Annotated in this window: 21 protein-coding genes; 12 read left to right on the top strand and 9 right to left on the bottom strand. The window is 49.2% G+C overall.

The features are described from left to right. Positions 1–294 precede the first annotated feature (294 nt). Genes BFJ94_RS21215 through BFJ94_RS21225 form a run of 3 tightly spaced genes read left to right on the top strand, consistent with a single transcriptional unit; the run spans position 295 to position 2,182 of the window. On the top strand, positions 295–1,200 hold the full coding sequence (locus BFJ94_RS21215; protein WP_120464415.1) for a copper amine oxidase N-terminal domain-containing protein: 906 nt from the start codon (positions 295–297) through the stop codon (positions 1,198–1,200). Between the two features lie 11 nt (positions 1,201–1,211). Next, a complete protein-coding gene (locus BFJ94_RS21220; RefSeq protein WP_120464416.1) occupies positions 1,212–1,802 on the top strand; it encodes a hypothetical protein in 591 nt (196 codons plus the stop codon). Beyond that, a complete protein-coding gene (locus BFJ94_RS21225) occupies positions 1,781–2,182 on the top strand; it encodes a hypothetical protein (RefSeq protein WP_120464417.1) in 402 nt (133 codons plus the stop codon). Before BFJ94_RS21220 ends, BFJ94_RS21225 begins: the two co-directional genes overlap by 22 nt. Positions 2,183–2,310: 128 nt before the next feature. On the opposite strand, the gene BFJ94_RS21230 is transcribed toward BFJ94_RS21225, so the two are convergent. Further along, entirely contained in the window at positions 2,311–3,549 is a 1,239-nt protein-coding gene (locus tag BFJ94_RS21230) for a peptidase (protein WP_120464418.1), read from the bottom strand. A gap of 209 nt (positions 3,550–3,758) precedes the next feature. Between BFJ94_RS21230 and BFJ94_RS21235 the strand changes: the two genes are divergently transcribed. Continuing rightward, entirely contained in the window at positions 3,759–4,082 is a 324-nt protein-coding gene (locus BFJ94_RS21235; protein WP_120464419.1) for an S-layer homology domain-containing protein, read from the top strand. A gap of 347 nt (positions 4,083–4,429) precedes the next feature. Here BFJ94_RS21235 and BFJ94_RS25475 read toward each other — a convergent pair whose 3' ends face one another. Together BFJ94_RS25475 and BFJ94_RS21245 are read right to left on the bottom strand one after the other, a co-directional pair. Further along, positions 4,430–4,588 carry a hypothetical protein gene (locus tag BFJ94_RS25475; RefSeq protein ID WP_162944365.1) on the bottom strand — a complete coding sequence of 53 codons (159 nt, stop codon included), beginning with the start codon at positions 4,586–4,588 and terminating at the stop codon, positions 4,430–4,432. Between the two features lie 298 nt (positions 4,589–4,886). After that, the gene (locus tag BFJ94_RS21245) at positions 4,887–6,266 is read right to left on the bottom strand and encodes a Glu/Leu/Phe/Val family dehydrogenase (protein ID WP_120464421.1); all 1,380 of its coding nucleotides are present in this window, start codon (positions 6,264–6,266) and stop codon (positions 4,887–4,889) included. A 299-nt stretch (positions 6,267–6,565) separates the two neighbouring features. Between BFJ94_RS21245 and BFJ94_RS21250 the strand changes: the two genes are divergently transcribed. The 8 genes from BFJ94_RS21250 (at position 6,566) to BFJ94_RS21285 (ending at position 17,508) form a co-directional block, all read left to right on the top strand. After that, positions 6,566–7,447: an ABC transporter permease gene (locus BFJ94_RS21250; protein WP_120465352.1), complete on the top strand. Its 882-nt coding sequence runs from the start codon at positions 6,566–6,568 to the stop codon at positions 7,445–7,447. A 48-nt stretch (positions 7,448–7,495) separates the two neighbouring features. Next, positions 7,496–8,374, top strand: coding sequence for a carbohydrate ABC transporter permease (locus tag BFJ94_RS21255; protein ID WP_120464422.1), 879 nt, complete (start codon positions 7,496–7,498; stop codon positions 8,372–8,374). 69 nt (positions 8,375–8,443) lie between these two features. After that, complete coding sequence (locus tag BFJ94_RS21260; RefSeq protein WP_229716961.1) at positions 8,444–10,048, top strand: extracellular solute-binding protein; 1,605 nt, start codon at positions 8,444–8,446, stop codon at positions 10,046–10,048. Positions 10,049–10,124: 76 nt separating this feature from the next. Beyond that, positions 10,125–11,843 (top strand): polysaccharide deacetylase family protein, encoded by a 1,719-nt coding sequence (locus BFJ94_RS21265; protein ID WP_120464424.1) that lies wholly within the window; start codon positions 10,125–10,127, stop codon positions 11,841–11,843. A 1-nt stretch (position 11,844) separates the two neighbouring features. Further along, positions 11,845–13,083 carry a DegT/DnrJ/EryC1/StrS family aminotransferase gene (locus BFJ94_RS21270; protein ID WP_120464425.1) on the top strand — a complete coding sequence of 413 codons (1,239 nt, stop codon included), beginning with the start codon at positions 11,845–11,847 and terminating at the stop codon, positions 13,081–13,083. 26 nt (positions 13,084–13,109) lie between these two features. After that, complete coding sequence (locus BFJ94_RS21275) at positions 13,110–14,972, top strand: hypothetical protein (RefSeq protein ID WP_120464426.1); 1,863 nt, start codon at positions 13,110–13,112, stop codon at positions 14,970–14,972. 7 nt (positions 14,973–14,979) lie between these two features. Beyond that, a complete protein-coding gene (locus tag BFJ94_RS21280) occupies positions 14,980–16,017 on the top strand; it encodes an alpha/beta hydrolase family protein (RefSeq protein ID WP_120464427.1) in 1,038 nt (345 codons plus the stop codon). Positions 16,018–16,050: 33 nt separating this feature from the next. Continuing rightward, the gene (locus BFJ94_RS21285; RefSeq protein ID WP_120464428.1) at positions 16,051–17,508 is read left to right on the top strand and encodes an extracellular solute-binding protein; all 1,458 of its coding nucleotides are present in this window, start codon (positions 16,051–16,053) and stop codon (positions 17,506–17,508) included. A gap of 302 nt (positions 17,509–17,810) precedes the next feature. On the opposite strand, the gene arcC is transcribed toward BFJ94_RS21285, so the two are convergent. The 6 genes from arcC to allE form a co-directional block, all read right to left on the bottom strand. After that, a complete protein-coding gene (gene arcC, locus BFJ94_RS21290; RefSeq protein WP_120464429.1) occupies positions 17,811–18,785 on the bottom strand; it encodes a carbamate kinase in 975 nt (324 codons plus the stop codon). After that, complete coding sequence (locus BFJ94_RS21295) at positions 18,767–19,681, bottom strand: oxamate carbamoyltransferase subunit AllH family protein (protein WP_120464430.1); 915 nt, start codon at positions 19,679–19,681, stop codon at positions 18,767–18,769. Before BFJ94_RS21295 ends, arcC begins: the two co-directional genes overlap by 19 nt. A 30-nt stretch (positions 19,682–19,711) precedes the next feature. Next, positions 19,712–20,977 (bottom strand): YlbE family protein, encoded by a 1,266-nt coding sequence (locus BFJ94_RS21300; RefSeq protein WP_120464431.1) that lies wholly within the window; start codon positions 20,975–20,977, stop codon positions 19,712–19,714. Between the two features lie 31 nt (positions 20,978–21,008). After that, complete coding sequence (gene fdrA, locus BFJ94_RS21305) at positions 21,009–22,751, bottom strand: acyl-CoA synthetase FdrA (RefSeq protein WP_120464432.1); 1,743 nt, start codon at positions 22,749–22,751, stop codon at positions 21,009–21,011. Between the two features lie 60 nt (positions 22,752–22,811). Further along, the gene (gene allD / locus BFJ94_RS21310; protein ID WP_120464433.1) at positions 22,812–23,861 is read right to left on the bottom strand and encodes an ureidoglycolate dehydrogenase; all 1,050 of its coding nucleotides are present in this window, start codon (positions 23,859–23,861) and stop codon (positions 22,812–22,814) included. A 62-nt stretch (positions 23,862–23,923) separates the two neighbouring features. After that, the gene (allE, locus tag BFJ94_RS21315; protein ID WP_120464434.1) at positions 23,924–24,688 is read right to left on the bottom strand and encodes a (S)-ureidoglycine aminohydrolase; all 765 of its coding nucleotides are present in this window, start codon (positions 24,686–24,688) and stop codon (positions 23,924–23,926) included. Between the last annotated feature and the right edge of the window lie 17 nt (positions 24,689–24,705).

The raw sequence follows: 24,705 nt of genomic DNA on the forward strand, positions 1-24,705 counted from the left end.
CATTTTAAGAAGGGACGGTTTTTTTATACTTCTAGGATTCAACCAAAATGTTTCAGGTCTGATCCGCCGGCTCGAGTTGGCTGTTCATACTCATAAGGTCACTTCAGTAATGGGTCTAAAGGCCATGAAAATTTAGGTGGTTGTACTCAGTAGGGATTAATTATCTGTAATTCCATTGTTTGTGGTATGTGCTGATAGTATAATATCAAGGATTACATAAGGGGAATATTTCCATAAACCCACAAAACATCCTGTCTATCAAGATATCAAAAAAATTTAAGGAGTTGATTATTCATGAAATTAAAGAAAACGGGATTTGTACTTATGTCATTGGTTCTTCTACTGACCATGATGCCTGCCATGACATCCGCTGCCTCCAAGCTGTCGATCGTAGTTGAGGTTAACGGGAACCTAATCTCATTTCCGGATGCGAAGCCGTTTATGGACAAAAGCAATCGAGGGCAGGTGCCAGTCCGATTAGTAAGTGAAGCACTCGGAGCAGAAGTAGGCTGGGACAGCAAGAGCAAGCAAGTTACCGCGGAAATGGGAGAGGACACCATTGTTCTGACCATGGGACAGAAAGCGTACACCGTTAACGGCCAAACGAAACAACTGGACACAGTAGCTCAGCAGAAACAGAATAGAACCTTCGTTCCTCTGCGCTTTGTCAGCGAGGCGCTCGGTGCTAAAGTAATCTGGCATAAGGATCTTTATAGTGTGGAGATTTTAACGGGGCTTGCGGCGGTGCAGGAGGAGAAGAAGGACGACAAGGTGGATGATACGGCAGATAACGCTACGTCTACACTACCTAAATATATTGAGGATTCATGGGGCGTTAAAAGAAGTATAGAGGGGGAGACTCAAAAAACGACTTCTGAAGGATTCAGTCACTATAACTCCTATAATTCGGGGTTAATTGCATCTGGTCATAAATCAAACGGGAAAGATTTAATGTTCTTACAATCTCAAGTTCGTTTTGATAAAGATGGTGTGGATTATAGCCAACAGGTTAAAGATTTGGATGAATTATTGCGCCAAAAGATTGAAACTGAAACAGTAGACAAGATCATGAAGTATGTAAAACAAAAGACCAAAAGGGAAGATGAATTGGAAGCAAAGGAATTCAGTGACAAAACCTATGGTATTCAGGTTGAGTCCAGGTATTGGGATAATATCGTTGTATCGATTTGGTATAAGTAGGTGTAATTTAAATGAAAAGACAAATCAGTATATTTCTTTTGATCGTTCTTTTCTGCGGTATGGTATCGCAAAACATTATAGCTGCTGAGGAAGAAGATAATGGAGAGAAGATAACTCTCGAGGAACTAAAGACGCTTACTCCGAAAGCAGTGTTAGAAAGAGCTAATAAGGATATGGAAGAGTTGTATGGTTTAAAAAACTTTTTTCCACAAAAGGTAAAAGGGAGAGAGCTTAATACTGCCCTGTTACAGCAACAAATTAATGAAGCGATTAGAGCGCCTGAGAGGTTTACAGGTTTTGACATTGTATATGGCAGTAGCCACGGCACAAAGATTACCCATAAAGGAAAAGTCATGACCAGATATTCTGGATACAATGTATTTGGAGATCCTGTATCCACGGATGGTTTTCCCTGGGATGCAGGCTGGAGCGGAACTAAAATTCAAAACTTCCTGTTTATACCAAGTCCCTGGGATACCAAGAAACTAAATCAGCTATTTGACAATTTTCCCGAAAGCTTCGGTTCAAAACCACCCGAAAAACTCACCGAATACCTGGGCGGCGAAACCTTCGAAGGCAAGTGCACACCGAAGGATCGGTAAGCAGACCCTATGAGTATAAGCATTATTATACGGTGTGCACGGGTGAAGGTGAGAATAGAAAATGTGAGGAGAAATCAGAAACCCTGACAGGAACCGCGACCGCGAAGTTTTTACCAAATACAGTCCCTAATACCTACGAAATGTATGTATACAACGGGATGAAGGATGTTCCAAAGCGCGAGTACCGTGACGAAATCGAAGATAATCAAACGGATTCTGTTGTTAAGAATCTATTTTGGACGAATGAACCCTATCCCTATAATGTGATTCGCTGGATGCACCATCAGGATGCAGAGGGGAAAAAGTACGACTGGACGAAAGCTCCAGGACAATATAAGCGTCCATGCACCGCCAATCAGAAAAAACTAAGTATTATGTAGCTAGCTTATGGGTCTGTCGAATAGCCTTCAAACACTGCACCAGTAGCACCAGCTTGTCTAACAAAAAAGGCTCCCCACAGGTTTATCAAAACCTGCAAGAAGCCCCTTTGTAGTATTTTCACCAATTATTATTCTGCTGCTGCATTGCCACTATCACCACTAACAATGACTACCTCTGCGTTCGTAATTCCTGGCAAGGATCTGGTCATGATCGGAGAGTGGTAGACTACAACTTTCATTCCGTCCTTCAATTCGGAGTCTCCGCCAAGCGCCGGAAGTACGACCGTCTTATCGGTGATGTTCAGGATGATATCGTTCTCCGTCTTGTCATCGGAGCCGACATTTAGGTAGACTTGGCCTTCTGCAGCCCGTTCGGAAGTGGAGATTGTGCCTTCAGCCTTCACTGCTTCAGAGGCTTTGACCACGATCTTCTTGGCATGGGTTTGTGCAGGGTAGCTCATGGCCATAACGTTGCCATAAAGTGCATCAATATAGGCGTTCTCCTTCAATGCGTCAGCGGTCAGAGCAGCTCCGTTCTCATCGACAATTTCCGTGTCTTGATCGACATGCAGTACCAAATAGTTGGTGCCGCCTTGCTCCATTGCATTGCCGATAACCGTGATCGATCCGGTTTTATCGTTAATATTCGTAATGATACCGCTAGTTCCTGGAGACAGATCAGCGATCTCCTCGGTATTGACAACCATATAGTTCGTTGTGGATTGAGCCGGCAGGCTCATGGCTACAGCCGGTCCATAGAAGGCTTCAATGCTCATACCTTTTTTGATATCCCCAGCTTCAATGGCCTTGTGATTCTGATCGAGGATCGAGGCTTTAGAGTCCAGATGCAGGATGATTTCATCTTGATGACCGCCATAGAGGTCGGTGCCTTTTACGAAGAGGCTGCCGTCCTCGCGAACCTCGGAAACTGTGCCCTTGATTGCGCTGAAATCACGATCCTGAACGACGAGCGTCAGAGCAGTTCCGCGGGCGGGCAGGCTCTTGGTGATGTTCGGATTGTAGAAGGCTTTGACGACCTTCTGATCATCGATGATCTTCTGCAGAGCTACTTTATTGCCCCGGGCATCCACGATCTTGGTATCCTTGGTGATCGACAGAATGATCTCACTTTGGTCTGTTGGCGCCAGGCTGCGGCCCGTTACTGTAATGAACTTTCCTGTATTATCATTCACGAAATTCGTGATCTTTCCCATGGTACCAGGTACTACCTTTACTTGATTGACGATAGCTTCGTTATTTCCATTCGAGATGAGAGGGGTCTGTGCATTTTGGGCAAAAGCTGCTGCAGGTATAGCTGCCATGGCCAGAATCGTCGCGGTTGCTAGAACTTTGAATGGTTTTTTCATGAGTGATTCCTCCTAGTTTCTGTGTGTAGGGTCGTACTTATGGCACTACGGCCAGCCGTTAGAGACATTTATATTGCCTGTCCCAGTTAAGCTTTTCGCCATTATAGACGGAGGACATTAAAGAATGTTGCAGTTCGGGATGAACAAATTTGAAGGCATCCTTTCATCTCGATAGGCGCTGAAGAAAGAAGAGGAGCTTACGTTCCAGGATGCAGCTCAGCTTCCGAAATGGGCGAGATCCGATATTGCCCAATGACCATACCTTCCGTGCGGATCAGGAGATAACCCGTACTGAGCTGGCGGTGATGGCCGCGAAGGCGCTGGGCGCCAACGAGCCTTCGCAGGAGGCATTAACATTTGCCGATGCTGGCAGTATTCCGGCCTGGGCACAAGGCTGGATCGCCACCGCTGTTAATGAAGGCCTGATACAAGGGCGCGGCAGCAACCGCTTCGCCCTGCGTGAGCTGGCAACCCGGGCGGAAGCCTTAGTCGTTGTCATGCATTTGCTTCAGGTTCAGGCTCAAGGGCAGTGATATAAAAAAGAAGAGGCTGTCTCAATAGTCGATCTTTTGACTTGGAGACGCCTCTTTTGCGTGCCCGAAAATGTGAACATCCCCATGCACTGGCCGGATCACTCGGACACGGACATTATTGTCCGTTAGCGCTGATCCTGTGGCACTTAGCTCTTGTAACGGACAATGATGTCCATTACAAGGGAAATAGCCGCGAAAAATTGCATTTTGTGCCTCTACTGGTCAAAAGTGTCCGTTGGAGAAGCGTATTTGCTGTTTCCATGCTCTAACGGTCATTTTTGACCGCTTGAGCATTGCGATCACATCACTCCTCGAATTGCCGTTATTTCTCGCAAAATTTCTTTTTGTTATCTGAGCAATAGCCCCGGAATTGAATATTTATATAAATCCGGTGTCTCCGGATCTGTGAACAAGTAGAAGCTCCCAAAGTTATCCTGTGCCAGCTTGCGAACGCCAGTAGCCAGTACAGTGATCTCCTTCGTCAAGGCGTCGACCTTGAATATCATATTTGGGGGAAGTTGCTGGCTTAGGATCCTTAACAACTTTAGCCTGAGCTTGAGCTTTAGCAGAATTCATCGGGAAGCCGGAACAGGTAAGCGCTATCACTAGATAGCAAAAGAAAAGCATCAGAGCGGTCCTTCGGAACTTCACCATTCGTGGACATACCTCCTTTTTTATATGCGAAGATTTGAATACGTGTATATTACATGCATACATAAATCGTCGATCCCTCGTCAAGCTTTATTTAATTTAATAGAAAAAAGGGTCAAGCAGTGTCTAATCTGCTTAACCCTCTGTCTTATCCTAGAATAGTTTCCCTTGCGCGTAAAGAATCGTCGATATCCTCATAATGGCATGGTCAAAACAAGTTTGTCTAAGGGATTTATCAGTGCCAAAATAAAGCGGATAAATCTTTTTCATGGTGCTCTCCATCTTTTTATGCAGCTGTTCGAAGATCTCTGATTCGGTGTAGTATTGGGTCTCCCGGCCCTGCAGCCATTCGAAATAAGATACGATGACTCCACCTGCATTCGCCAGAATATCCGGAATCACAAGTGTACCTCGATCCGCTAATATATCATCCGCTTCACCCGCTATTGGAGCATTCGCCCCTTCCACAATGATCGGAGCCTTAACCCGGTCTACATTGTCTACTCTAATCTGATCCTCTAATGCGGCCAGTACGAGCACATCCACATCAAAATATAGAATAGCCTCCCGATCCAGAATGTCAGCCTGGACACCTGCTTCAAGAAGCTGCTCTTGATTGATAGGGAGATCCCCTTGGTTAGCCGCGGCAAATTTGGCCAATGCAGGGATGTCCATTCCGTTCGAATTATAAAGGGTAATATTGCGGTCACTGACGGCGATGATTGTATTGTTTATGTATTGACAGCGATAAGCCTCAGAGGCCATGACAGATCCGACATTACCGAATCCCTGGACAGCTAGAGTGATCGGACGGTTCCGGCACTCCAGGACGGTTGCTGCCTGCCTGGTAGCAGACTGAGATAATTGCTCGTGATGTTCCTCTGGATAGTCATGTAATAAATATCGGAGTGTATAATAGACTCCTTTACCAGTAGCCTCTTTGCGGCCGAGGGACCCACCATTCAGTACGCTTTTGCCTGTGAAGCTGCCCAGATAGGGTTTTCCGTAGTGGATATCTTTATATTCACTCATCATCCAGTCCATCTCACGTGCGCTGGTTCCCACATCGGGAGCGGGGATATCCTTGTCCGGACCCAGGACCTCGTTAAAATAATGGACATATTTTTTACATATTTGATAGAGCTCCTTGGTAGAGTATTCTCGCGGATTAATGGCAACTCCGCCTTTGCCTCCCCCGAAGGGAACCTCATGCAGCGCATTCTTTAATGTCATCAGAGCTGCTAGATTGACCACCTCTTTTTCATTGACGGACTCATGGAACCGTATACCGCCCTTGTAGGGCCCAAGCGTGTCATTATGCTGCATACGGAAGGCGGGGATTCGTTCTATCACTCCATTATCCCTAGCAATTCTCAAGTAAGCTTTATGAATATGGTTAGGGGTTGATAGAATCGTAATCAGGGATTGAATAGCTTTGACCCTGTCCTCATTTTTGAGCTCCGATAAGAAGAGGGGTTCATCCAATAGATCGTTTAAGGACTCCTTAATAACATCTGTTGTCTGCTTTGCCATGACTTTAATCACCTCAATTTAAATTTAACCGCCTATACAGAGTGTAGCAGTGAAAGAAAACGCTATCAACTATGATTAATTAATACCTGTATATTACATGTATACACATTAACGTGGAACTCGTCAACTATTAGCCACGAATCGTTGCCAGGACTGAAGAAATAGCAGCTTCCGATTTAAAAAAATTCGATATTTAAAATTAAGGCATTGACAATGATTACCGGTTTGGTTAATTTAAATACAGGTAATATACAGGTTCTTATAAGGGGGGGTTTGCATTGGCAGGAATATTTAATCGCATGAAAAGAGAACGCTTTATTTACTTATTGCTGCTGCCGGGACTGTTATATTTCATCATTTACCGTTATCTCCCCATGGCCGGTTTGGTCATTTCGTTCCAGGACTATAATCCCTTTGTGGGAATTTGGAAGAGCGAGTGGGTAGGCTTCAAGCATTTTGCCCGTATGTTTGAAGATAGCGAAGTGATCCATGTTCTAATCAATACGCTGCAAATCTCAGTATTGCAAATATTCGTGGCCTTTCCGTTCTCTATTATTCTGGCGCTTATGCTTAATGCTCTGCGTAATGAAACGTACAAGAAGCTGATCCAATCGATGGTGTATCTGCCGCATTTTCTGTCTTGGGTAGTAGTAGTCGGGATCTTCGTCGTATTCATGCGTGGAGAGGGGCTTATTAACTCCATTTTGGCGCAATTCGGCCTTTCCGGGATTCCCTTTTTGACAGAACCAGCACTTTTCAAGCCGATTATTGTTCTGCAGACGATCTGGAAGGAAGCGGGCTGGGGCACGATCATCTTCTTGGCCGCTCTATCCGGGGTGAATCCGGCTCTCTATGAAGCAGCTGTTATAGATGGAGCCTCCAGGTTTCGGCAGCTATGGCATGTGACTCTACCAGCGATTCGAGGTGTGATCGTCACTTTATTTATTTTGCGGCTAGGTAGTGTTCTGGACACCGGGTTTGAACATATTTTCCTGATGCTGAACCCATTTAACATGGAATCGGGGAATGTGCTGGATACCTATGTTTACTACAAGGGGATTCAACAGGGGAATATCAGCTTCGCTACATCGGTCGGAATGTTTAAGGGAGTTATCGGTCTTATCCTTGTTGTAAGCGCTGGCAAGTTAGCCAAGCGATTTGGCGAGGACGGACTCTATTAATCTCTCGGGTGATCGGGACGATCAGGACAGTGAGAAAGGAATTTATCTATGAATACAAGAAATGTTGCGGAGAAAATATGGGATTGCTTCAACATTGCAGCTTTAGCGGTGATTGCTAGCTTGATGCTGCTCCCGTTCGTACATATTTTTGCAGTCTCCTTCTCATCGCTGGAGGATGTGCTGCAGAAGGATTTCATATTGTGGCCCAGCCATTGGACGGCGGATTCCTACCGGGTCATCTTCCAATCCAGGCCATTCATCAGCTCGCTTGGTGTGACGGTCACGATTACGGTGCTAGGCACCCTAGTGAGCTTGATATTAACCACATCGATGGCTTATGCGCTAACTCGTAATATATTGGGGCAGCGGGTCATCCTGCTGATGATCATCTTTACGATTCTATTTAACGCGGGCATGATTCCCGTGTATCTGGTCGTCAAATCGACGGGGCTGATTAACTCGCTATGGTCCTTGATCATTCCGGGGGCGATCAGTTCATTTAATCTGATTGTCATCCGGCAGTTTTTCCTGAATATTCCCGGCGAGCTGAGCGAAGCCGCCCTCATCGACGGTGCCAATGAGATAAGAACATTCTGCTCCATTATACTTCCGCTATCGAAGCCGGCCTTGGCGACATTCGCCTTGTTCTATGCGGTCGGTTACTGGAACAAATATTTTGAGGGGATTTTGTATCTGAATGATGCCAGGAAATGGCCTGTTCAAGTCGTCCTGCGTCAGATGGTCATTATGAACGAGACGACCTCTACTTTAGGCTCGGATGTGCTGCTGCAATTTGAGAATCAACCCCCTCCCGTGACGATCCAGATGGCGGCGATTCTTGTAGCTACATTACCTATTCTCATTCTCTATCCGTTCCTGCAGAAGCATTTTGCCAAGGGGGTGATGATCGGTTCAGTAAAGGGTTGATGCTGCAGCATGATCAGACTATGAATGTAAGGCTGTATCTCAATTAAATGTCGGAGGGGATCAATTGAAATGAAGCTCAAGAGGCTGACCATGTGGGTAGTTGTTCTGCTGCTCGTGTTCACGACAGCATGTTCATCTAGTAAGGGCCAAGGTGAAGCTCAAGGTGAGACAACGGACAAGAAGGAAGCTGCAGCGTCAGAGCCAGAGAAGACAGAGGAGAAATACAAGATTACGGGGGCGACCTATATTTTCGGTAATCCGCCTCCATCCGGTGGGCGTGGGCAGCAGATGCTTAACGAGAAGTTTAACGTCGATTATTTCGTAGAGAAGATTCCAAGCGAGAATTTCATCGAGAAGATCACGGCGATGGTGGCAGGTGGCAATATGCCCGATCAGATCAGCTTCCGTGCAGCGAATATCGAATTGTTCAATCGTTGGGCCAAGCAGCAAGCCTTTCTGCCTCTTGACGATTACATTCAGGAATTTGATTACTTGAAGGAGATTCCTGATGAGCTGTGGCTACCATTTACGGTTGATGGGAAGATATACGGTATTCCAACATGGTCTCCGGTAGAGTCGCAATCCTTCATAGTGCGTAAAGACTGGCTGGATAAATTAGAGCTGTCTGTGCCGACCAGCTACGAGGAGCTTGAGCAAGTGGCCATCGCCTTTACGAAGAAGGATCCCGATGGCAATTCGAAGCATGACACCTACGGTTTAGCTATTGGTCAGGATATCAATCCTTCCTATGCGATGGGTCCCTATTGGCAGAACGACACCTGGTATCACAAGAATGCGGAGGGGAATTTCATTCCGGGCATGATCTCGGAGGGACGTAAGGAGCTGATCCAATTCTTCGCTGATCTGCATAAGGAGAAGGCTCTGACCAGTGATTTTGCGGTAGTCAATTGGGCGGATACGAATAATGAATTCTATTCCAGCAAAGCGGGGATCTTTCTAATCGCTGTGCGCGGAATGTCCCAGGATTATATGGATGCGTTGCAGAAAATTGACCCATCTGCGGAATTTGTCGTGCTTGAGCCGTTTGCCGCACCGGATGGCTCAAAGGGCTTTACCGCAGGCTCGGGATACTCCAGATTCCTGACGTTAAATGCCAAGCTGGCTGACAGCCCGGATAAGGTGCGCAAAATGCTAGAGATCCATGGCTTCTCACGCCAATATTATCCGGCTTCTACCACGACCTCAGCCAATGAAGACTTCGATTGGTACTACGGCAATGAAGGGGTCGGCTATAAGCTGGACGAGAACAATATCCGCGTGCCTCTTACTGAGCCGGGTAGCGGTACCGAGCCTTTTCTGTACTTTATAGATAGCACAGCCTGGGTAGGTGCCGAGGATGATGCCGAATTCCCGCTTGCTTATACGAATGAGAAATTGCGAGAGGCTACACAGCAATTAGTAGATATTAATAAGTCATATAAGCTGTATTATCCACCGAGCGTAGGCATTATTTCCGCTGCGGAGACGGAGCACGGCGCAGAGCTGAACACTTACCTGATCAATGAGCAGACCAAGATGATTACGGGCAATCGGCCGATTTCCGAGTGGGATGATATGGTTCAAGAGTATTTGAAGCGCGGCGGCTCGAAGATTATAGAAGAATACAACGCGGTCATTAAGGGGCGCGGGTATACCGAGCATATCTGGAAATAGAGTGTTGTTAAGGGAATATGCTGAAGCCTGAGGCATTTCAGCATATTCTCATCATTCGATAAAGGTTGTGAAAGCGATGGGATTGGCACGAATAGGAATATGGCTGGATCAAGGAGCCCTGGAGCACAGACATCGATACGGGGTGAATGTTTTTCAGGCCTATATCTTGGAGATTATGGATCATTTAGGCTTCTCATTTACGACGATAGACCATGCTGCACAGATCCGCCGTGAGACGGTGGATGTAGTCATTATTGCATTAGCCAGCGAACAGCGAGCGGACCATGAGGTGTTATGGAATTTCATGCTGGAAGGTGGGAGCGTCATCTCCTTCGCTGGACTAACCGCATTATCCGCTCGATTGGGATGCTCGCCAATGCGGGAGATTCCAGTCGCTTATGCGGATATAACAGTGGACTGGTATAGAGATGTCCGACTGCGCGGATTTGATTATCGCCCTTGGGCGCGGGATGTTCAGCGATCTGCGGATACGAATGCGGTAAGCATGGGCTATGGGTCAATCCATCAGGGGAGACCCGACGGGGAAGCCTGCGGAGATGTCATCCAGAGCTTCTGCATCGGTAAGGGGCGATTGGAGCGCTGGGCCCTGGATATTCCGGCGACCATCGTGCGATTACAGCAGGGGAAGCGGCCGGTTGTAACGGATGGGCTGCCAGCACCCGACGGAACCGGGTCCGTTGATGATTGGATTCTGAAGGCAGATGATGATATGCAGCAGGATTGGGAATATGATCGGTTGACTACGGAGACCGGGATGAAGTATTTTGCGTACCCATATGCGGACTTATGGAAGCAGGCTTTTGCCGGACATTTATTACATGTCGCTACGGAGCAGGGACTGATCCTGCCCTTCATTGACTATTGGCCGGATGGTGTAGAGCAGGTCGCCATGATCTCCCATGATAGCGATCATAACATAGATGAGTCAGCGGAGCTCACCCTGGAGCTGCTTCAAGAGCATGATGTGCAGAGTACATGGTGTATGATCGAGCCAGGATATTCCCCGCATCTATATGAACGGATTAAGAATAATGGCCATGAATTAGCTCTGCATTACAATGCACTGCCACTGGATAACGGTGCCTGGGAGCAGGCTGAATTTATCCGGCAGCATGAATGGTTCAAATCAATAACAGGCTTCTCCCATGCGATTTCCAATAAGAATCACTATACCCGGTTTGAAGGGTGGGGAGAATTATTCGATTGGTGCGAAGAGCAGCGGATCGAATCGGATCAGTCCAGAGGGCCGAGCAAGAAGGGGAATGTAGGCTTCACGTTCGGAACCTGTCATCCTTATTTCCCAATCGCTTGGTCAGATCAGAAGAATCGGATTTACAATGTGCTGGAGATCCCCTTTTTAACGCAGGATTTGAATCATGATGCACTGGCGGACAGCAGCGTGATCCAGCCATTCCTGGACGGTGTAGCTAGGGTGCGCGGGGTAGCCCATTTCCTATTCCATCAGGTACATATTTTGAAGCAATTGCCTGTGCGAGAGGCGCTTTCCAAGGTCATTATCGAGGCGAAGCAGCGGGGCTTTGTCTTTTGGACGGGGAAGCAGATTAATGATTGGGTACGAGCCAGACGACAAATCTCCATTCTTGGAATCCGCGCGGATGGTGCTGTTGAATTCAGTCATCCAGATTCGGCCCATCAGGCTGTAGTCTGGGTTCCGCTGCAGGCGAAGGAGCAGGTAGAATCCGGGCATGTGCAAGTGAAGTATGGGATTCGCTGTAAGAAGCAAGTATTGACTAGTATAAAAGAGGTGAACTGAATTGACCCATACCAATAAACTGGCGATACATGGCGGGGAGAAGGCGAAGCAGACCCCGTTCGGAACAGGCAAGAGATTCGGACTTGAGGAAGCGAGAGAGCTGTTAGAGGCGTTGGAGCAGAATACACTATTCTATCATTTTGGAAATAAGGTCAAACGCTTTATTGCTGATTTTAATGAAATGTATGGAGTCCCTTACAGCGTTGCTACTTCCTCAGGGACGGCTGCGATCCATGTCGCCTTGGGAGCAGCGGGTGTTACGGTAGGTGACGAGGTGATCACTAGTCCGATTACTGATCAGGGAACAATGATTGGGATCTTGTATCAGAATGCGATTCCTGTTTTCGCCGATTTGGACCCGTATACCTACAATTTGAACCCGGCATCGATTGAAGCTCGGATTACCCCGAGGACGAAGGCGATACTGGTGGTTCACTTGGCAGGTAACGCATGCGATATGGACCCGATAATGGAGATCGCGAGAAAATATAATATCAAAGTGATCGAGGACTGTGCCCAGGCCTATCTGACGGAATACAAGGGGCGGCTCGCTGGCACGATGGGGGATTATGGCTGCTTTAGCACTAATGATTTCAAGCATATTTCAACAGGTGACGGCGGGATTGTGACTGTAAATTCCGGGGACGAGGAGGATTATCGCCGAACTCATGCCTTTGCGGACAAGAACTATAAACGAATCGGAGAAAGCCTGGATCGCAATCCGAGTAGCCTTGCTCCGAACTATAGAATGAGTGAACTGCAGGGGGCAGTGGGGATTGGTCAGTTAAAAAGGCTGGAATGGCTCTGCGGCAGAAGAGCGGAATTAGGCAGCGCCTTAACCGAAGGGCTGAAGGATCTGCCACAATTGACCACGATGCAGGTTCTGCCGGATAGCCGCTGTACCTACTGGTTCTATATGTTCCGATTGGTCGAGGACAAACTGAATTGTACTAGAGAGGAATTCGGCGCAGCGCTTGAAGCGGAGGGCATTAAGAACCGGTTAGGTTATATTCCATCTGTAGTGTACATGCAGCCTATGTTTCAGAATAAACAGGCCTATCTGAATAGCCAGTTCCCATTTGACTTGACCGGCACGGATTATAAGCAGGGCGACTGTCCTGTATCTGAGGAGATCCTGCGGACGGCTATTCAAGTGCCGCTCAATGAGTTCTATACCGATCAGGATTTGCAGGAAATGATAGAGGCGATACGGAAAGTCACTTTGTATTATGCCAAATAGCGAAGTGTTAGAGGTGAATCCGCAAAATGAGTATAACTAAGCTGGGGATACCGGTAGATGCAGCGGAATCCAGAACGGCAGCAGTATGTATAAATGAGACTGGCGATAGCCGAGTGGTCATTGCAGCCAAGGGCTTCCTGCTCGTCGTAGATATAGAGTCGGGGGAGTGTGCGCAGTTACTCTTTCCCGATGGCAATACCGAGTATCCGTACGATTGCTTTGCAAGCAGCAACGGAATGTTCTATGTTGGCGCGGGGAATAGGTTCTATGCATTAGATCCGTACCAACTCATCTATGTGGCTGTGCTCCAGATCAGCCAGCATCGAGATGAATTATGCGGCTTTAGCTATGCGGAGAATTTGCAGGGGCATATCTATGTCGCTTCATATCCAGCGTGTCGCTTGTATCGCTATCGTCCAGAGGAACAGGATATCACCTGCTATGGGAGCATGGATTCTGAGCAGAAATACCCCTCTTATATGGCAGTGGATGCTTATGATTGGGTGTACCTGGGAATAGGAACAGCTAGGAAAAATATTGTTGCTTATCATCCCCAGCGCAGTGAACGTCGAACCTTGCTCCATGAGGAATTAAGAGGTATCGGTATGGGGCAGGTCATGCAGGGGGAGGATCATCAGGTATACGCGCTTCTAGGAGAGCATTGGGCAAAAGTTGAACAGGGAGTGGTTATCGAGCGGTTAACGGATAACCAGCTCCCTGCCTCACTTTACAAGGGAACCAGCTTCGACAAATTTCATCGTCAACTGCAAGGAAAATGGCGGCTCCTCAGCCATAGCCTGTCGAATCGCGAGCTGCTTCTGAAGCATATAGATTCAGAGCAGGTGAAGGTCATTCGGCTCACCTATAAATCCGAAGGAGCTGCGCTGTCTACACTGATTTCTGGGCCGGATTCATGTATATATGGAACGTCGATGCATCCTTTGCATTTCTATAGCTATGATCCACATGCGCGTGGGAAGGGGGAAGGACAGAACAGGCTTATCAATTGGGGACCCCATGTCATTCAGCATGGCTTCGGTGGGAACATAGCCGCTTATACCGTGCAAGGGAATCTACTGATTGGGGCGGCTTACCCTGAAGGGCGACTCCATCTGTATGATGTAACAAGGCCGATTCAGACCGACAAGGCATCGTTGCTAGCGAATCCGAATGGCCAGCCGTCGATACGTAATCCTCTTTGTGTAAGCTCTCATCCTGAGATTTTTCGCCCCAGATGTGTGGTTGCATTGCGGGATCAGGAGCATGTCGTATATGGCGGTTTCCCTGGCTATGGCATGGTGGGTGGGGCTCTATGTATCTATCATCTGCGATCGGGTAAGGAGTGGCTCATTCCAAATTCGGCGTTGATCGAGGGACAGAGTACGGTCTCATTGGTAGAGGCGATCACGGACAGTGTGCTCATCGGCGGAACCAGCATTGAGACCCCTGGAGGCGCAGAGCCGAAGGCACATTCTGCCTGTATTTACACCTTGGACTTGGAGAAGAGGAGCGTTATGCAGTGCTGGATGCTGCGCGAGGATATTCGGGAATATACTTTGCTGTTGGTAGCACCCAACGGCTGGATTCATACGATAACCTCCTGCTCTAAGTACCTGGTATGGGACCCGGGCTGTGAGGGGGTTATACATGAGGTCGATTTGTCATCCTGGGGCAAAGTATTGCATAGCGGCTGGTTGCTATCTGTAGAGGAGGAGTGCATCTATGGAGTGATGGGTTACGCTATATTTCGAATCCCCCTGGATAGCCTGCAGCCCGAGCGGCTTTTCATTCCAGAGAGGGAGATTACTGCCGGATTAGCCAAGGTAGATAATGAGCTTTATTTCGCGATGTCGGCAGTGCTATGCAGCTACTCAATGAAGGAGGGGTGACGGGGGCATGGGATATCGCTTATCAGCATTGTCGAAGGAAGGGTTTCCGAATCTATTAGATGGAGTTAATCACATGAATGATTGGGCGAAAAAAAGAGAGAACATTGCGCAAACATGGCAGCGCTGGATCGGCTGGATGCCTGAATCTGTCCCGACGGACTATACGATATATTCCGAGCAGCCGCAGTCGGATCATATCCGCATTCACCTCTCTTACAAGACGGGCTTCGGCGATCATGTATATGCTTATTTGCTGATCCCTGGCAAGGAGAGGAATCCCCGAGATCCATACCCGGCGATGCTGGCGCTGCATCCGACCGATGCCAAAGGCAAGGCGGATGTTGCGACGGAAGAGGGACGGGAGAATCGCAGATATGCGCTGGAGCTTGTCTCAAGGGGATATGTCGTACTGGCGCCGGATACCATTACGGCAGGCGAGCGTATCTATGAAGGGGCGGAGGCATTTCAGACCGCTCCCTTCTACCGTGAATTCCCCCATTCGACAGTGATCGGGAAGATGATTCATGATCATCAGCAGGGGATTGAGCTTTTATTAACCCTGCCCTATGTAGACCCGGCACGGATCGGTGCAATCGGGCATTCATTAGGTGCTTATAATGCTTACTTCCTAGCTGCGGTAGATCCGCGGATCAGAGCTGTTATTTCCAGCTGTGGTCTATGCCCCTTTACGGACGACCCGACCCCGGAGCGATGGGGACAGCGTGACTGGTTCTCACATATGCCCAAGCTTACGGAGGCCATTCTTGCGGACGAAGTTCCGTTTGAGTTCCACGAGATTATGGCCCTGATGGCACCAAGACCTTTATTCAACTGGTTCACCCAGAACGATCCGATCTTTCCAAATTGGCAAGCCGCAGCCCTTGCCTCTAGCAATCTCGACGCGCTGTACCGATGGTTAGGTCATGATAGCAGCTATATTTCTTTGCTGGGAAATGGGGGACACGACTTCCCTCCAGGCATCAGAGAGGAGAGCTATGAATTTGTCGATCGTTGGCTTAGAAACAGTGGATCGTTTATAATATAGAAAATAATTGCAATAAATAGGAGCGGATTGTTTGTGTTAAGTCGAAAAAATGATTTCTTAATACGTTATCAAACTTTAAGAGACGATCTGCGCGGAGAAATATTAAGCGGTAGGATTAAACCAAATGAATATATACTGCCTGAGAATACACTGAGTCAGAAATATAATCTTAGCCGGGTATCCGTTCGTAAAGTGTTGGCGGAGCTTGTCGAGGAAGGACTTATAGAGAAAATTACGGGAAAAGGGAACCGGGTTACCATCCCCAAGGACGGCCTGGCTAGAGAGAAGATCAAGCTCGCCTGGTTCTCTTCCTCTTATGAGTTAAATATCGTCGAGGAGATTGTGAAGAGGTATAATCAGTCCCAGCCGTTCGCTGAGGCCGAGCTGACTATTATTCCAGAGTCCAGCTATATGGAGAGCATTGTGCAACTGATCGAAAGCGAAGACGGCCCGGATGTGTTCATGGTATCCGACAGCCAGTTCAGGCAATTGTTAGATATGGGCAAGCCTCATCTGCTGCATCCGTACTTATCGGATAAGATGAACCCGCAGGAGGATAGCTATCCGAAGCTGTATGAATTGTTCGAGTATGAGGGAAAGTCAATCATCACTCCGTTTTTATTTTCGCCTGTTGTGGTTTGTTATAATCAGCGGCTATTTGAGCAGGCCGGTATCCGTGGACAGGACCCTATTCACAATTGGACAGCACTTATAGATACGGCCAAGTCCTGCACGAAGGATACCGATGAGGATGGCCGGATCGATCATTATGGATTTTGCTTCTCCTCCTCTCCTCATAGATGGCCTGTATTCATGCTTCAGAATGAAGGCATGCTGGTTTCCGATAATAATGAATGTGTCCTAGACCATCCCAATACGATAGAGGCATTGCAATTTTGTCTGGATTTAATGTATAAGGAGCAGGTTTCCCCAATTTATTCCCATGGCAGTGAGTATATGGCTGAGTCCTTATTTATGAAGGAACGTGTGGCTATGATTCTCAGTACGTATTACTTCATGAATGAATTCAGAGGGAGTACGATGCAATGGAATGTGTGCCCGGTTCCCGCGCAGAAATCGGAAGGGACGTTGCTGCTGGGCGGCGGACTGGGGATCAATAAGAATAGTCGGCGTTTGAAGCTGACCGAGAGTTTTGTGGACTACATGGTTGGGACTGAAGCCCAAACATTATTGAAGAAGATGGGCTGCACGATCCCGGCACTGAAAAGTGTGGCAGAAGACGACACCTTGCTTGATCCGGCAATTCACCCTGAGAACTACAACGTGTTTCAAGAGATTATGCCGTATGCCAAGACGCTTCTTGAACTGAAGCTGAGCACGAGTGAGTTCGATCTACTGAGAGATGAAATGCAGCTGATGTGGATGAACATTGAGAGCCCGAGCGAGGCTTGCGTGCGAATTGTGCAGCTTATTAATGATCAGCGCGCTCAAGCTGCTGCCTCTGCCAAGTCCGTGGTTGAAGAATCATAATAGTCTAAATGAAAATACAGAACGCTATTTTCTCCCCAATATGGCTCCCCCGTTTCGTTAGAGTATCGTTCGAGCTCGTTGGGTGGGGGAGGTTTCGCCAAAGCCTGCAAATATGCAGGAATTTCGCTCAAATTCCCCTCTGGACGGATAAATTCCTGCGAAAAGGCAGGTGTTTTCCACGCCTAGGCCCGTTTCCGGAGAAAAAGAAGAGAAAGCCTGCATATTTGCAGGCTTTCTCTCGTAACAGGCGCTTTCAGGCTCAAAAACCTGCATATCTGCAGTTTTCGTTGTTACACTTACACCTAGCCCGATTGCGACGCACACTTATAATAATCGTTTTCCCTGATGATCCGGGTGCCCGATTTACCCTCCAGGGCCAGATCAGCCTGATCCAGCGAGCAGATGACGGACATCCCGCCTCTTTCAGCAAAGCCGATCGCAGCCTCCATTTTAGGCCCCATGCTTCCGGCACTGAACTGGCCTTCATCCGCATACTGCTGGGCTTCCTCCAGGGATATCGTTCCCAGCGACTTTTGCTGCGGTGTTCCATAATTCACATACACATTTTCCACATCCGTCAGGATCATGAATATATCCGCGTCCACATCCTGGGCCAACTGGTATCCACTGCGATCCTTGTCAATTACCGCTTCTACACCGATCAAGGTTCCATCAGCCTGACGGTATACCGGAATTCCACCGCCACCTGCGGCGATCACAATCGCTCCCTGATCCGTCAGCGACCGGATGAAATGGGCGCCGATAATGGATATCGGCATCGGAGAGGGAACGACACGGCGCCAGCCTCGGCCCGCATCCTCCTTAACGATCCAGCCCTTTTCTTCCGCGAGCTGTCTAGCTTCTTCCTCCGAATAGAAGACGCCGATCGGCTTCGCCGGGTCCAGAAAGGCCGGGTCTTCCTTCGACACCTCCGTGAGCGTCAGCATACTCGTTACATGATTGCTTAATCCGAGCTTCTGTAGCTCGTTCTTCAAGCATTGATTCATCATATATCCGATGAAGCCTTGGGATTCTGCGCTGCATACATCCAGCGGAAACGGCGGAACCACTTCCTTGGCTTCGTCTTGCTGACGCAATATATTCCCCACCTGCGGGCCATTTCCATGGGTGATGATGACTTCATAGCCCTGCCGCACAATGCGGGCGATCACCTCGCAGCATTTCCGGACGTTGTCTACTTGATTCTCATAGGTAGCCTGTTGCTTCGGCTGTAGAATGGCGTTGCCGCCAAGGGCTATCACGACTTTTTGTGCCAAATTGGATTCCTCCCTATTGTTAGCATCCCGAGCAGTATCCCAAATGCGGTATCCAGACCGGAGCTATGTCCCACGGACAATAATTCTCTGGTCCGCTTCATCAGGTTGCCGGTGTCCCCTAGAGCAAGGGCATGCAAGACATTCGATACTACGGAACTGAATTGTCCCTTTAGCGCATAGCGCAGATATTCCCGGCTGATATCCGTCGTTAAAGCTTCTAGCTCGATTAGCTCCGATAAATGCTGTCGGAACCGGTCCGAACAGATACCTGTAATGGCATCCCCTGCCAGTATTCCCGTCAGCATGTCATCCCCGGAGGGGGTCAGACCGTTGCCTCTGCCCATCCAGTATCTGAGAGTTTCATCGATGAGGGATAGGCTCTGCATTTGAACTGAATTCATAAGCTGTATCGCCTTGTGCTCATGATCTGAACAGGAGGCATAGGATCTAACAAGAATGCATTCGGTAAAATGCTCCACTTGAATCCCCGTGCCTGTAGGCCGGCGATATGCGCCTATTTCGGAGGCGAATACACCCAAGCTCGATAGCAAGGCTTCAGGCTGGACCTCCGCCAATCCTATAGTAGAATCATATGCACGCGGGCGATCTAATTTAATACAGAATGAGGAGAAGAAGAGGGACGACATGACGCGGTCATACAGCACGGCATCCCCTTGATGAAGTAGTGCGATGAGCTGCGGTACCTGTTCATCATCGAGATGGATGCCGAACGGAAGCTGCCCGTTCTTCATACCGCCGATGAAGATAAGTCCGTCTCCCATCCTTATATTCCACCCATTCTGAAAAATGCTGTGCACATAGCCTATTTCATCAGCATGGAGAAGAGGGTGTATAGAAGCGCTATGGGCTTCGCTCGTCTGGATGAGGTATGTCATGCCGTTCTCCCCTTGTCCTTCATTATTGATTCAGATCAGTCCCAGCTTCAGCGCATAGGCCTCAAGCGCTTTCTCGAAGCAGGCCAGAGGTGCGCGAACCGTACCTGCGCCGATCTGACCAACGCCCGGTTCCTTGTGAGCGATCCCTGTATTAATTACTGGAGTAATGCCTGTTTCAACGACCTTCCGGGCATCGATACCCAGGCAGGTTCCTTGGAAATTCCAGGTCGGGATCGTGAAGTTAGGGTTGTGATCGATACAGATTTCCGTCATTTCATTACTGGTCGCCAGCGCATCATCGAATCCCCCTGCGCCTACGAACCGGGTTACACCAGGCGCAGCCACCATGGCCATGCCGCCTACGCCAAAGGCTTCAGTAATGGCGCTATCCCCGATATCCGGGTTGGCCATGTCCTGTGAGTACCCGGTGAAGAACAAGCCTTGCGGAGTATTCACCGGCGCAGTGAACCACTCGTCGCCCATGCCGCTGATACGGATTCCGAAGTTTTGACCATTTCTGGACATGGCTGTAACGACGGTGCCATGTTCGATCGTTCTGGCCGCGTCGAGCACCGCCTTGGAAGTCGCCATAGCAATATTCAAGAAGAACTGGTCAGTATCAGCCAGGAATTCTACTACCGCGGATTTATGTTCTTCGCTCAGATCCGTCCGCAGAATGTAAGGTGTGATCTCCTTCAAGAATACGAGGGAGGCCGCGATATTCCGTTGGTGGAATTCATCCCCCATCGTGATCGCCTTCGCGATCATCACGTTGATGTTCAGTCCATTCTCGGTAAGAGATAGCGCTCTGGACAGAGTAGGGCCGAGTACATCCCGCATCCATTTAAGACGCAGGATGACCTCATCAGAATAAGCTCCGAAGCGCAATACCTTGCCGATCCCCTCATTCATCGTGCAATAGGCCCGGTTGCCGTCGGTCCGGTTCTCTACCACGACGACCGGCATATTAGCGGAGGTAATGCCTCCCATCGGCCCTACCGCCTGCACATGGTGGCAAGGGATGAAGGTGATCTCCCCTTGCTTCAACAGGGTCATGGCCTGCTGTTCATCCTCCGCCCATCCTTCGAACAGGCAGGCTCCGACACAAGCGCCCTGCATAGGGCCGGTCATGTCCTCGAATTGTATCGGCGGCCCCGCATGCAGAAGCACCCGTCCGTTAAGCTCCTCCACTACCGTCTTGGCAGGAACGACATCCACCAGAAATGGGGCGCCGGCCACGATTTTTTGAATGACTGCCTGATTCGCTTCGTCGATTGTTGTATAAGGTCCGTACATGCTGCATCCTCCTAAATTAGGTGTATTATCTCTAGCTGAGCAGGCTCAGTATTCTGCGCATTTTTTCATTGCCTCCGGCGATCGGACGCCAGTCATACTGGACCGTGCTGCCCCCGTAGCTGCTGATCGTATGGGTGAATTTCTTCAAGCCGATATTGATGACTCGTGGTTTACTGCTTAACAGCTCGGCGATAGCCTCCGAGACCTGAATCTCTCCCTGCATTGTCTGCTTCACTTCAGAGTGGGTCTTATCGTTGTCCTGGAGCTGAATACCCATCATAGCCAAAGCGGTGCGTACAGCCTGGTTATTGCTCTCCTTGACGATCACGCCTGCCTGCTCCAGCTTGGCCTTCTGCTCCTCATAATTCTGCGGGTCATTCGCCGTGCCGCATAACGCCGCCACGAAGTATAGATTCCTTCCCTTGGCTGCCGCTTCGCTCCGGGTATTCTGAATGACGGGCAGCAGAGCCCCGGCCATATCATCATGGGAGCCATATCCCAATACAATATCCAGCAGGATAATCGCCGTAGACTCATCTTGCGCGGCCTGCTTGATATAATGGACTCGCGTCTCTGGGTCGATCATCGGGTGCGGCTTGCCCTGGGTGTATTTGTCGTCTCCCAAGTCGATGACTTCATGTCCACCGGCTTTAAGCAAGTAACCGTCCTCATGAATGAGCTGCCCCAACTCCAAGCCTTTCGACATGAGAACCGCAGCCTCATAAGCGAGGGTACCGCCCGAATAGAGCCCTTTGATCGTCGTTTGCTCTGGTCTGAGCGCTGCGCTAGGCACCTCTCCGTTCAGCTTATTGTAGTTCGCCTGAATCGCTCGGCCTTTGGACAGATCGACAGCGATCATAGCGGTCTCTTCCAAGGTGGAGGCGTAATATACGCTGCCTTCGTGAGTCTGCGGCTCCTCCCCGACGAAGATAGCAACGACCGGCTTCGACAGACGGTGCAGCAGCTGCACAACCTGATTCCGCACTTCCTTGGCGGGCGGTTTGGAGATCACAGCGATCACTTCGGTATCCTTATGCTTCTCCAGCCCTTGTATCGCATTTAACATCGTGATCGCTCCGATCGTATCGGACAGATCGCGTCCTCCAGTCCCGATGGCGTGACTCACTCCGCCGCCCAGGCGGTCGATAAGGCTGGTGACCTCCTGAATCCCGGTGCCGGAAGCGCCAACGACGCCGATATTGCCCTCTGTGATGACATTGGCGAAGGCGATCGGGATACCGGAGAATACCCCGGTTCCGCAATCCGGGCCCATCACCAGCAGACCCTTCTCAGCGGCCTTTTGCTTCAGGCGCAGCTCATCGTGAATGTCAACATTATCGCTAAAAATAAAAGCATGAAGTCCATGATCAAGCGCCTTCTCGGCCTTTTCTGCCGCATATTGCCCTGGAACAGAGATCAACGCCAGATTGGCATTCGGCAGCGTCTTCATCGCCTTATCCCAGGTGCGTACGGATTCGAAGGCCTGTTTACTGCTGCTTACGGCCTGGTTTTTAAGTTCAGCTTCAATCGTAGCCAGTACCTCGGTTACTTTCTCGGCATGATCAGTTCGGATCACGATGCACATATCGTTAGGGCCAGCTTGGTCCAGTTCGTCCGTATACATGCCGGTATTCTGGAAGATTTCCTTGTTCGCCGGCGTTCCCATCATAATTGAGGCTTGATGAACGCCATCCATCATGGAGATCTTGTTCGTCAGCAGCATGAGGTTCACCGAATCCTGATAGGAATTTTCTTGAATGATGGAATATAGCATGGAGATGAGCACCTCTTTTTTCGTCAGTAAATTAGTTCGTAATTACAGCTTGCCCGTCCATTACTTGGCAAAAGGATCTTTGTTATCGTACTGGTTCTTATGAACAATATCCGAGACCAGATATTCATAGATCTCATCGACAATCTCGATGCCGTTCTTCTCGTACTCGGCTTGAATATGATCGCTATTCTGCCCTGGGAACAGCACCTGCGCAATGCCGGGCGCCGGCTTGATTCGGTTCAGTTCATCCATGGTCTGTGAGATGCGTTGTTTAAATTCACCCGGGTCGGTGAAGAAGGCCGGATTAATGACCAGATGGAACTGCCCAAGATTACGGTATTCGGTCAAATCATGATACATCGAAGAGACTTTGTTCCCGAATGGGAGGCCTAGCAGTATGCCCGAGAGCACATCCACCATCATCATCAGTCCGTACCCCTTCGGTCCGGCGATAGGGAGCAGGGCGTTCACCTTGAAAGGATCTGTCGTCGGATGCCCCTCTCGATCCACTGCCCAGGATTCCGGAATGGATTCATGCCTGGATCTGGCGTGCAGGATCTTCCCCCAAGCCTGTACCGTCGTGGCCATGTCCAAGGTGATGATGCGGTCGTCCTGGCTTGGCGCGGCAAAGGCGATCGGGTTCGTTCCGTAATACGGCTCGGAGCCGCCGAAGGGAACGACCATCGGGTCGGATTGGCAGACGGAGATGCCGATCATTCCGGCTTTGGCCGCCTGCCGTACGAAGTAGGATAATGCTCCGCTATGCCCGATTCTCCGCACGCCGACAGCGGCGATTCCGCTGCTCTCGGCCATCTTGATCGCTTCATCCATCGCCTGCTTGGCAGCGACATGGCCAACCCCGTTATCTCCATCGAAGACAGCTGTACATGGCCCGGTTTTCTCAAACTTGAATTCTGGCTCCGTATTGATTCCGCCTTTGGCAATTCGCTCGGCGTAATATTCCACTCTCATAGCTCCGTGGGAATGAATGCCTCTCACATCGGCATGGACCAACACGTCCGCCACGCCGTCAGCATGCTCCTTAGATAGACCTGCCTTATGCAACTTAGCGGCAATCAGTTCGTTCAACTTGGCTCTATTCACTCGCAACTCCAACACCTCTGTTCATTTATGTTTGTACACTAGGTTAACCGTTGCATTAAGATGCGGTCTTAGAGATTAGCGTCCCGGTTACAGTCCTTGGAATAGACATAAGCGAGCTTATCCCGGCCGACAGCATAGCAAGCCTGCTGTACATAGGGGCCCATGAAGATATAGTCGCCCTTCTTCACCGGAATCCATTCATTGTCCAGGTTGTACATTCCTTCACCGGAGAGCAGGTAAGCTCCATGCTCCTGCACATGAGTCTCGATAAAAGGATGGCAGGCCCCGGGATCGAAGGTCAGAATATGAAAGTTCATATCGAAGGCAAGCTCTTTAGGCAGCAGATCCTGAATCCGCATATCGGTCATCCCGTCATAATCCTCTTCGGGAATATCGTTCGAGTTGCCGGTGACGACCCATGGCTTCAGGTCTTTTAACGGTTTATGTTTCTGCTTGTAGAGGAACAACTTGCTGTCGCCATCCTTCAGATTTTCAAGGTACATCGTCGTACCAGGAGGGCAGTAGAGATAGCCGCCGCTGCTCAGCGTGTAAGCTTGATCGTCGGCAGATGCCTTAATCTCGCCCTCAAGCACATATACGAACGTCTCGATATGCTCCTGGCCGCCGAAGCCATCCTTGTTCATGCCTCCTTGGTGCATCGTAACGATGTAATCTACGAAGCTGGCTCCCAGCTTAGGGGTTGCCAGTATCGATATAGAGCAGTTCTCGAAGCCGGGAACGACGTTATTAACGAGCCCCTCCGGGGCGATTAGCGCGTATTTCCCATGTTTGATAATAGAGCGGCTAGACAATAGATCCGTAGGATATCCCATTGAATTTCTCTCCTTAG

The organism is Paenibacillus aceti (genome assembly GCF_003614185.1).
Taxonomy (GTDB): Bacteria; Bacillota; Bacilli; order Paenibacillales; family Paenibacillaceae; genus Fontibacillus; species Fontibacillus aceti.

Bases quoted from the DNA above. Each gene is read 5' to 3' on its own strand.
- allE (WP_120464434.1), bottom strand. From the start codon at position 24,688: ATGGGATATCCTACGGATCTATTGTCTAGCCGCTCTATTATCAAACAT.
- BFJ94_RS21250 (WP_120465352.1), top strand. From the start codon at position 6,566: ATGAAAAGAGAACGCTTTATTTACTTATTGCTGCTGCCGGGACTGTTA.
- BFJ94_RS21280 (WP_120464427.1), top strand. From the start codon at position 14,980: ATGGGATATCGCTTATCAGCATTGTCGAAGGAAGGGTTTCCGAATCTA.
- BFJ94_RS21245 (WP_120464421.1), bottom strand. From the start codon at position 6,266: ATGGCAAAGCAGACAACAGATGTTATTAAGGAGTCCTTAAACGATCTA.
- fdrA (WP_120464432.1), bottom strand. From the start codon at position 22,751: ATGCTATATTCCATCATTCAAGAAAATTCCTATCAGGATTCGGTGAAC.
- BFJ94_RS21295 (WP_120464430.1), bottom strand. From the start codon at position 19,681: ATGACATACCTCATCCAGACGAGCGAAGCCCATAGCGCTTCTATACAC.
- BFJ94_RS21265 (WP_120464424.1), top strand. From the start codon at position 10,125: ATGGGATTGGCACGAATAGGAATATGGCTGGATCAAGGAGCCCTGGAG.
- BFJ94_RS21215 (WP_120464415.1), top strand. From the start codon at position 295: ATGAAATTAAAGAAAACGGGATTTGTACTTATGTCATTGGTTCTTCTA.
- BFJ94_RS21255 (WP_120464422.1), top strand. From the start codon at position 7,496: ATGAATACAAGAAATGTTGCGGAGAAAATATGGGATTGCTTCAACATT.
- BFJ94_RS21235 (WP_120464419.1), top strand. From the start codon at position 3,759: ATGCAGCTCAGCTTCCGAAATGGGCGAGATCCGATATTGCCCAATGAC.
- BFJ94_RS21220 (WP_120464416.1), top strand. From the start codon at position 1,212: ATGAAAAGACAAATCAGTATATTTCTTTTGATCGTTCTTTTCTGCGGT.
- BFJ94_RS25475 (WP_162944365.1), bottom strand. From the start codon at position 4,588: ATGATATTCAAGGTCGACGCCTTGACGAAGGAGATCACTGTACTGGCT.
- BFJ94_RS21230 (WP_120464418.1), bottom strand. From the start codon at position 3,549: ATGAAAAAACCATTCAAAGTTCTAGCAACCGCGACGATTCTGGCCATG.
- BFJ94_RS21260 (WP_229716961.1), top strand. From the start codon at position 8,444: ATGAAGCTCAAGAGGCTGACCATGTGGGTAGTTGTTCTGCTGCTCGTG.
- BFJ94_RS21275 (WP_120464426.1), top strand. From the start codon at position 13,110: ATGAGTATAACTAAGCTGGGGATACCGGTAGATGCAGCGGAATCCAGA.
- BFJ94_RS21300 (WP_120464431.1), bottom strand. From the start codon at position 20,977: ATGTACGGACCTTATACAACAATCGACGAAGCGAATCAGGCAGTCATT.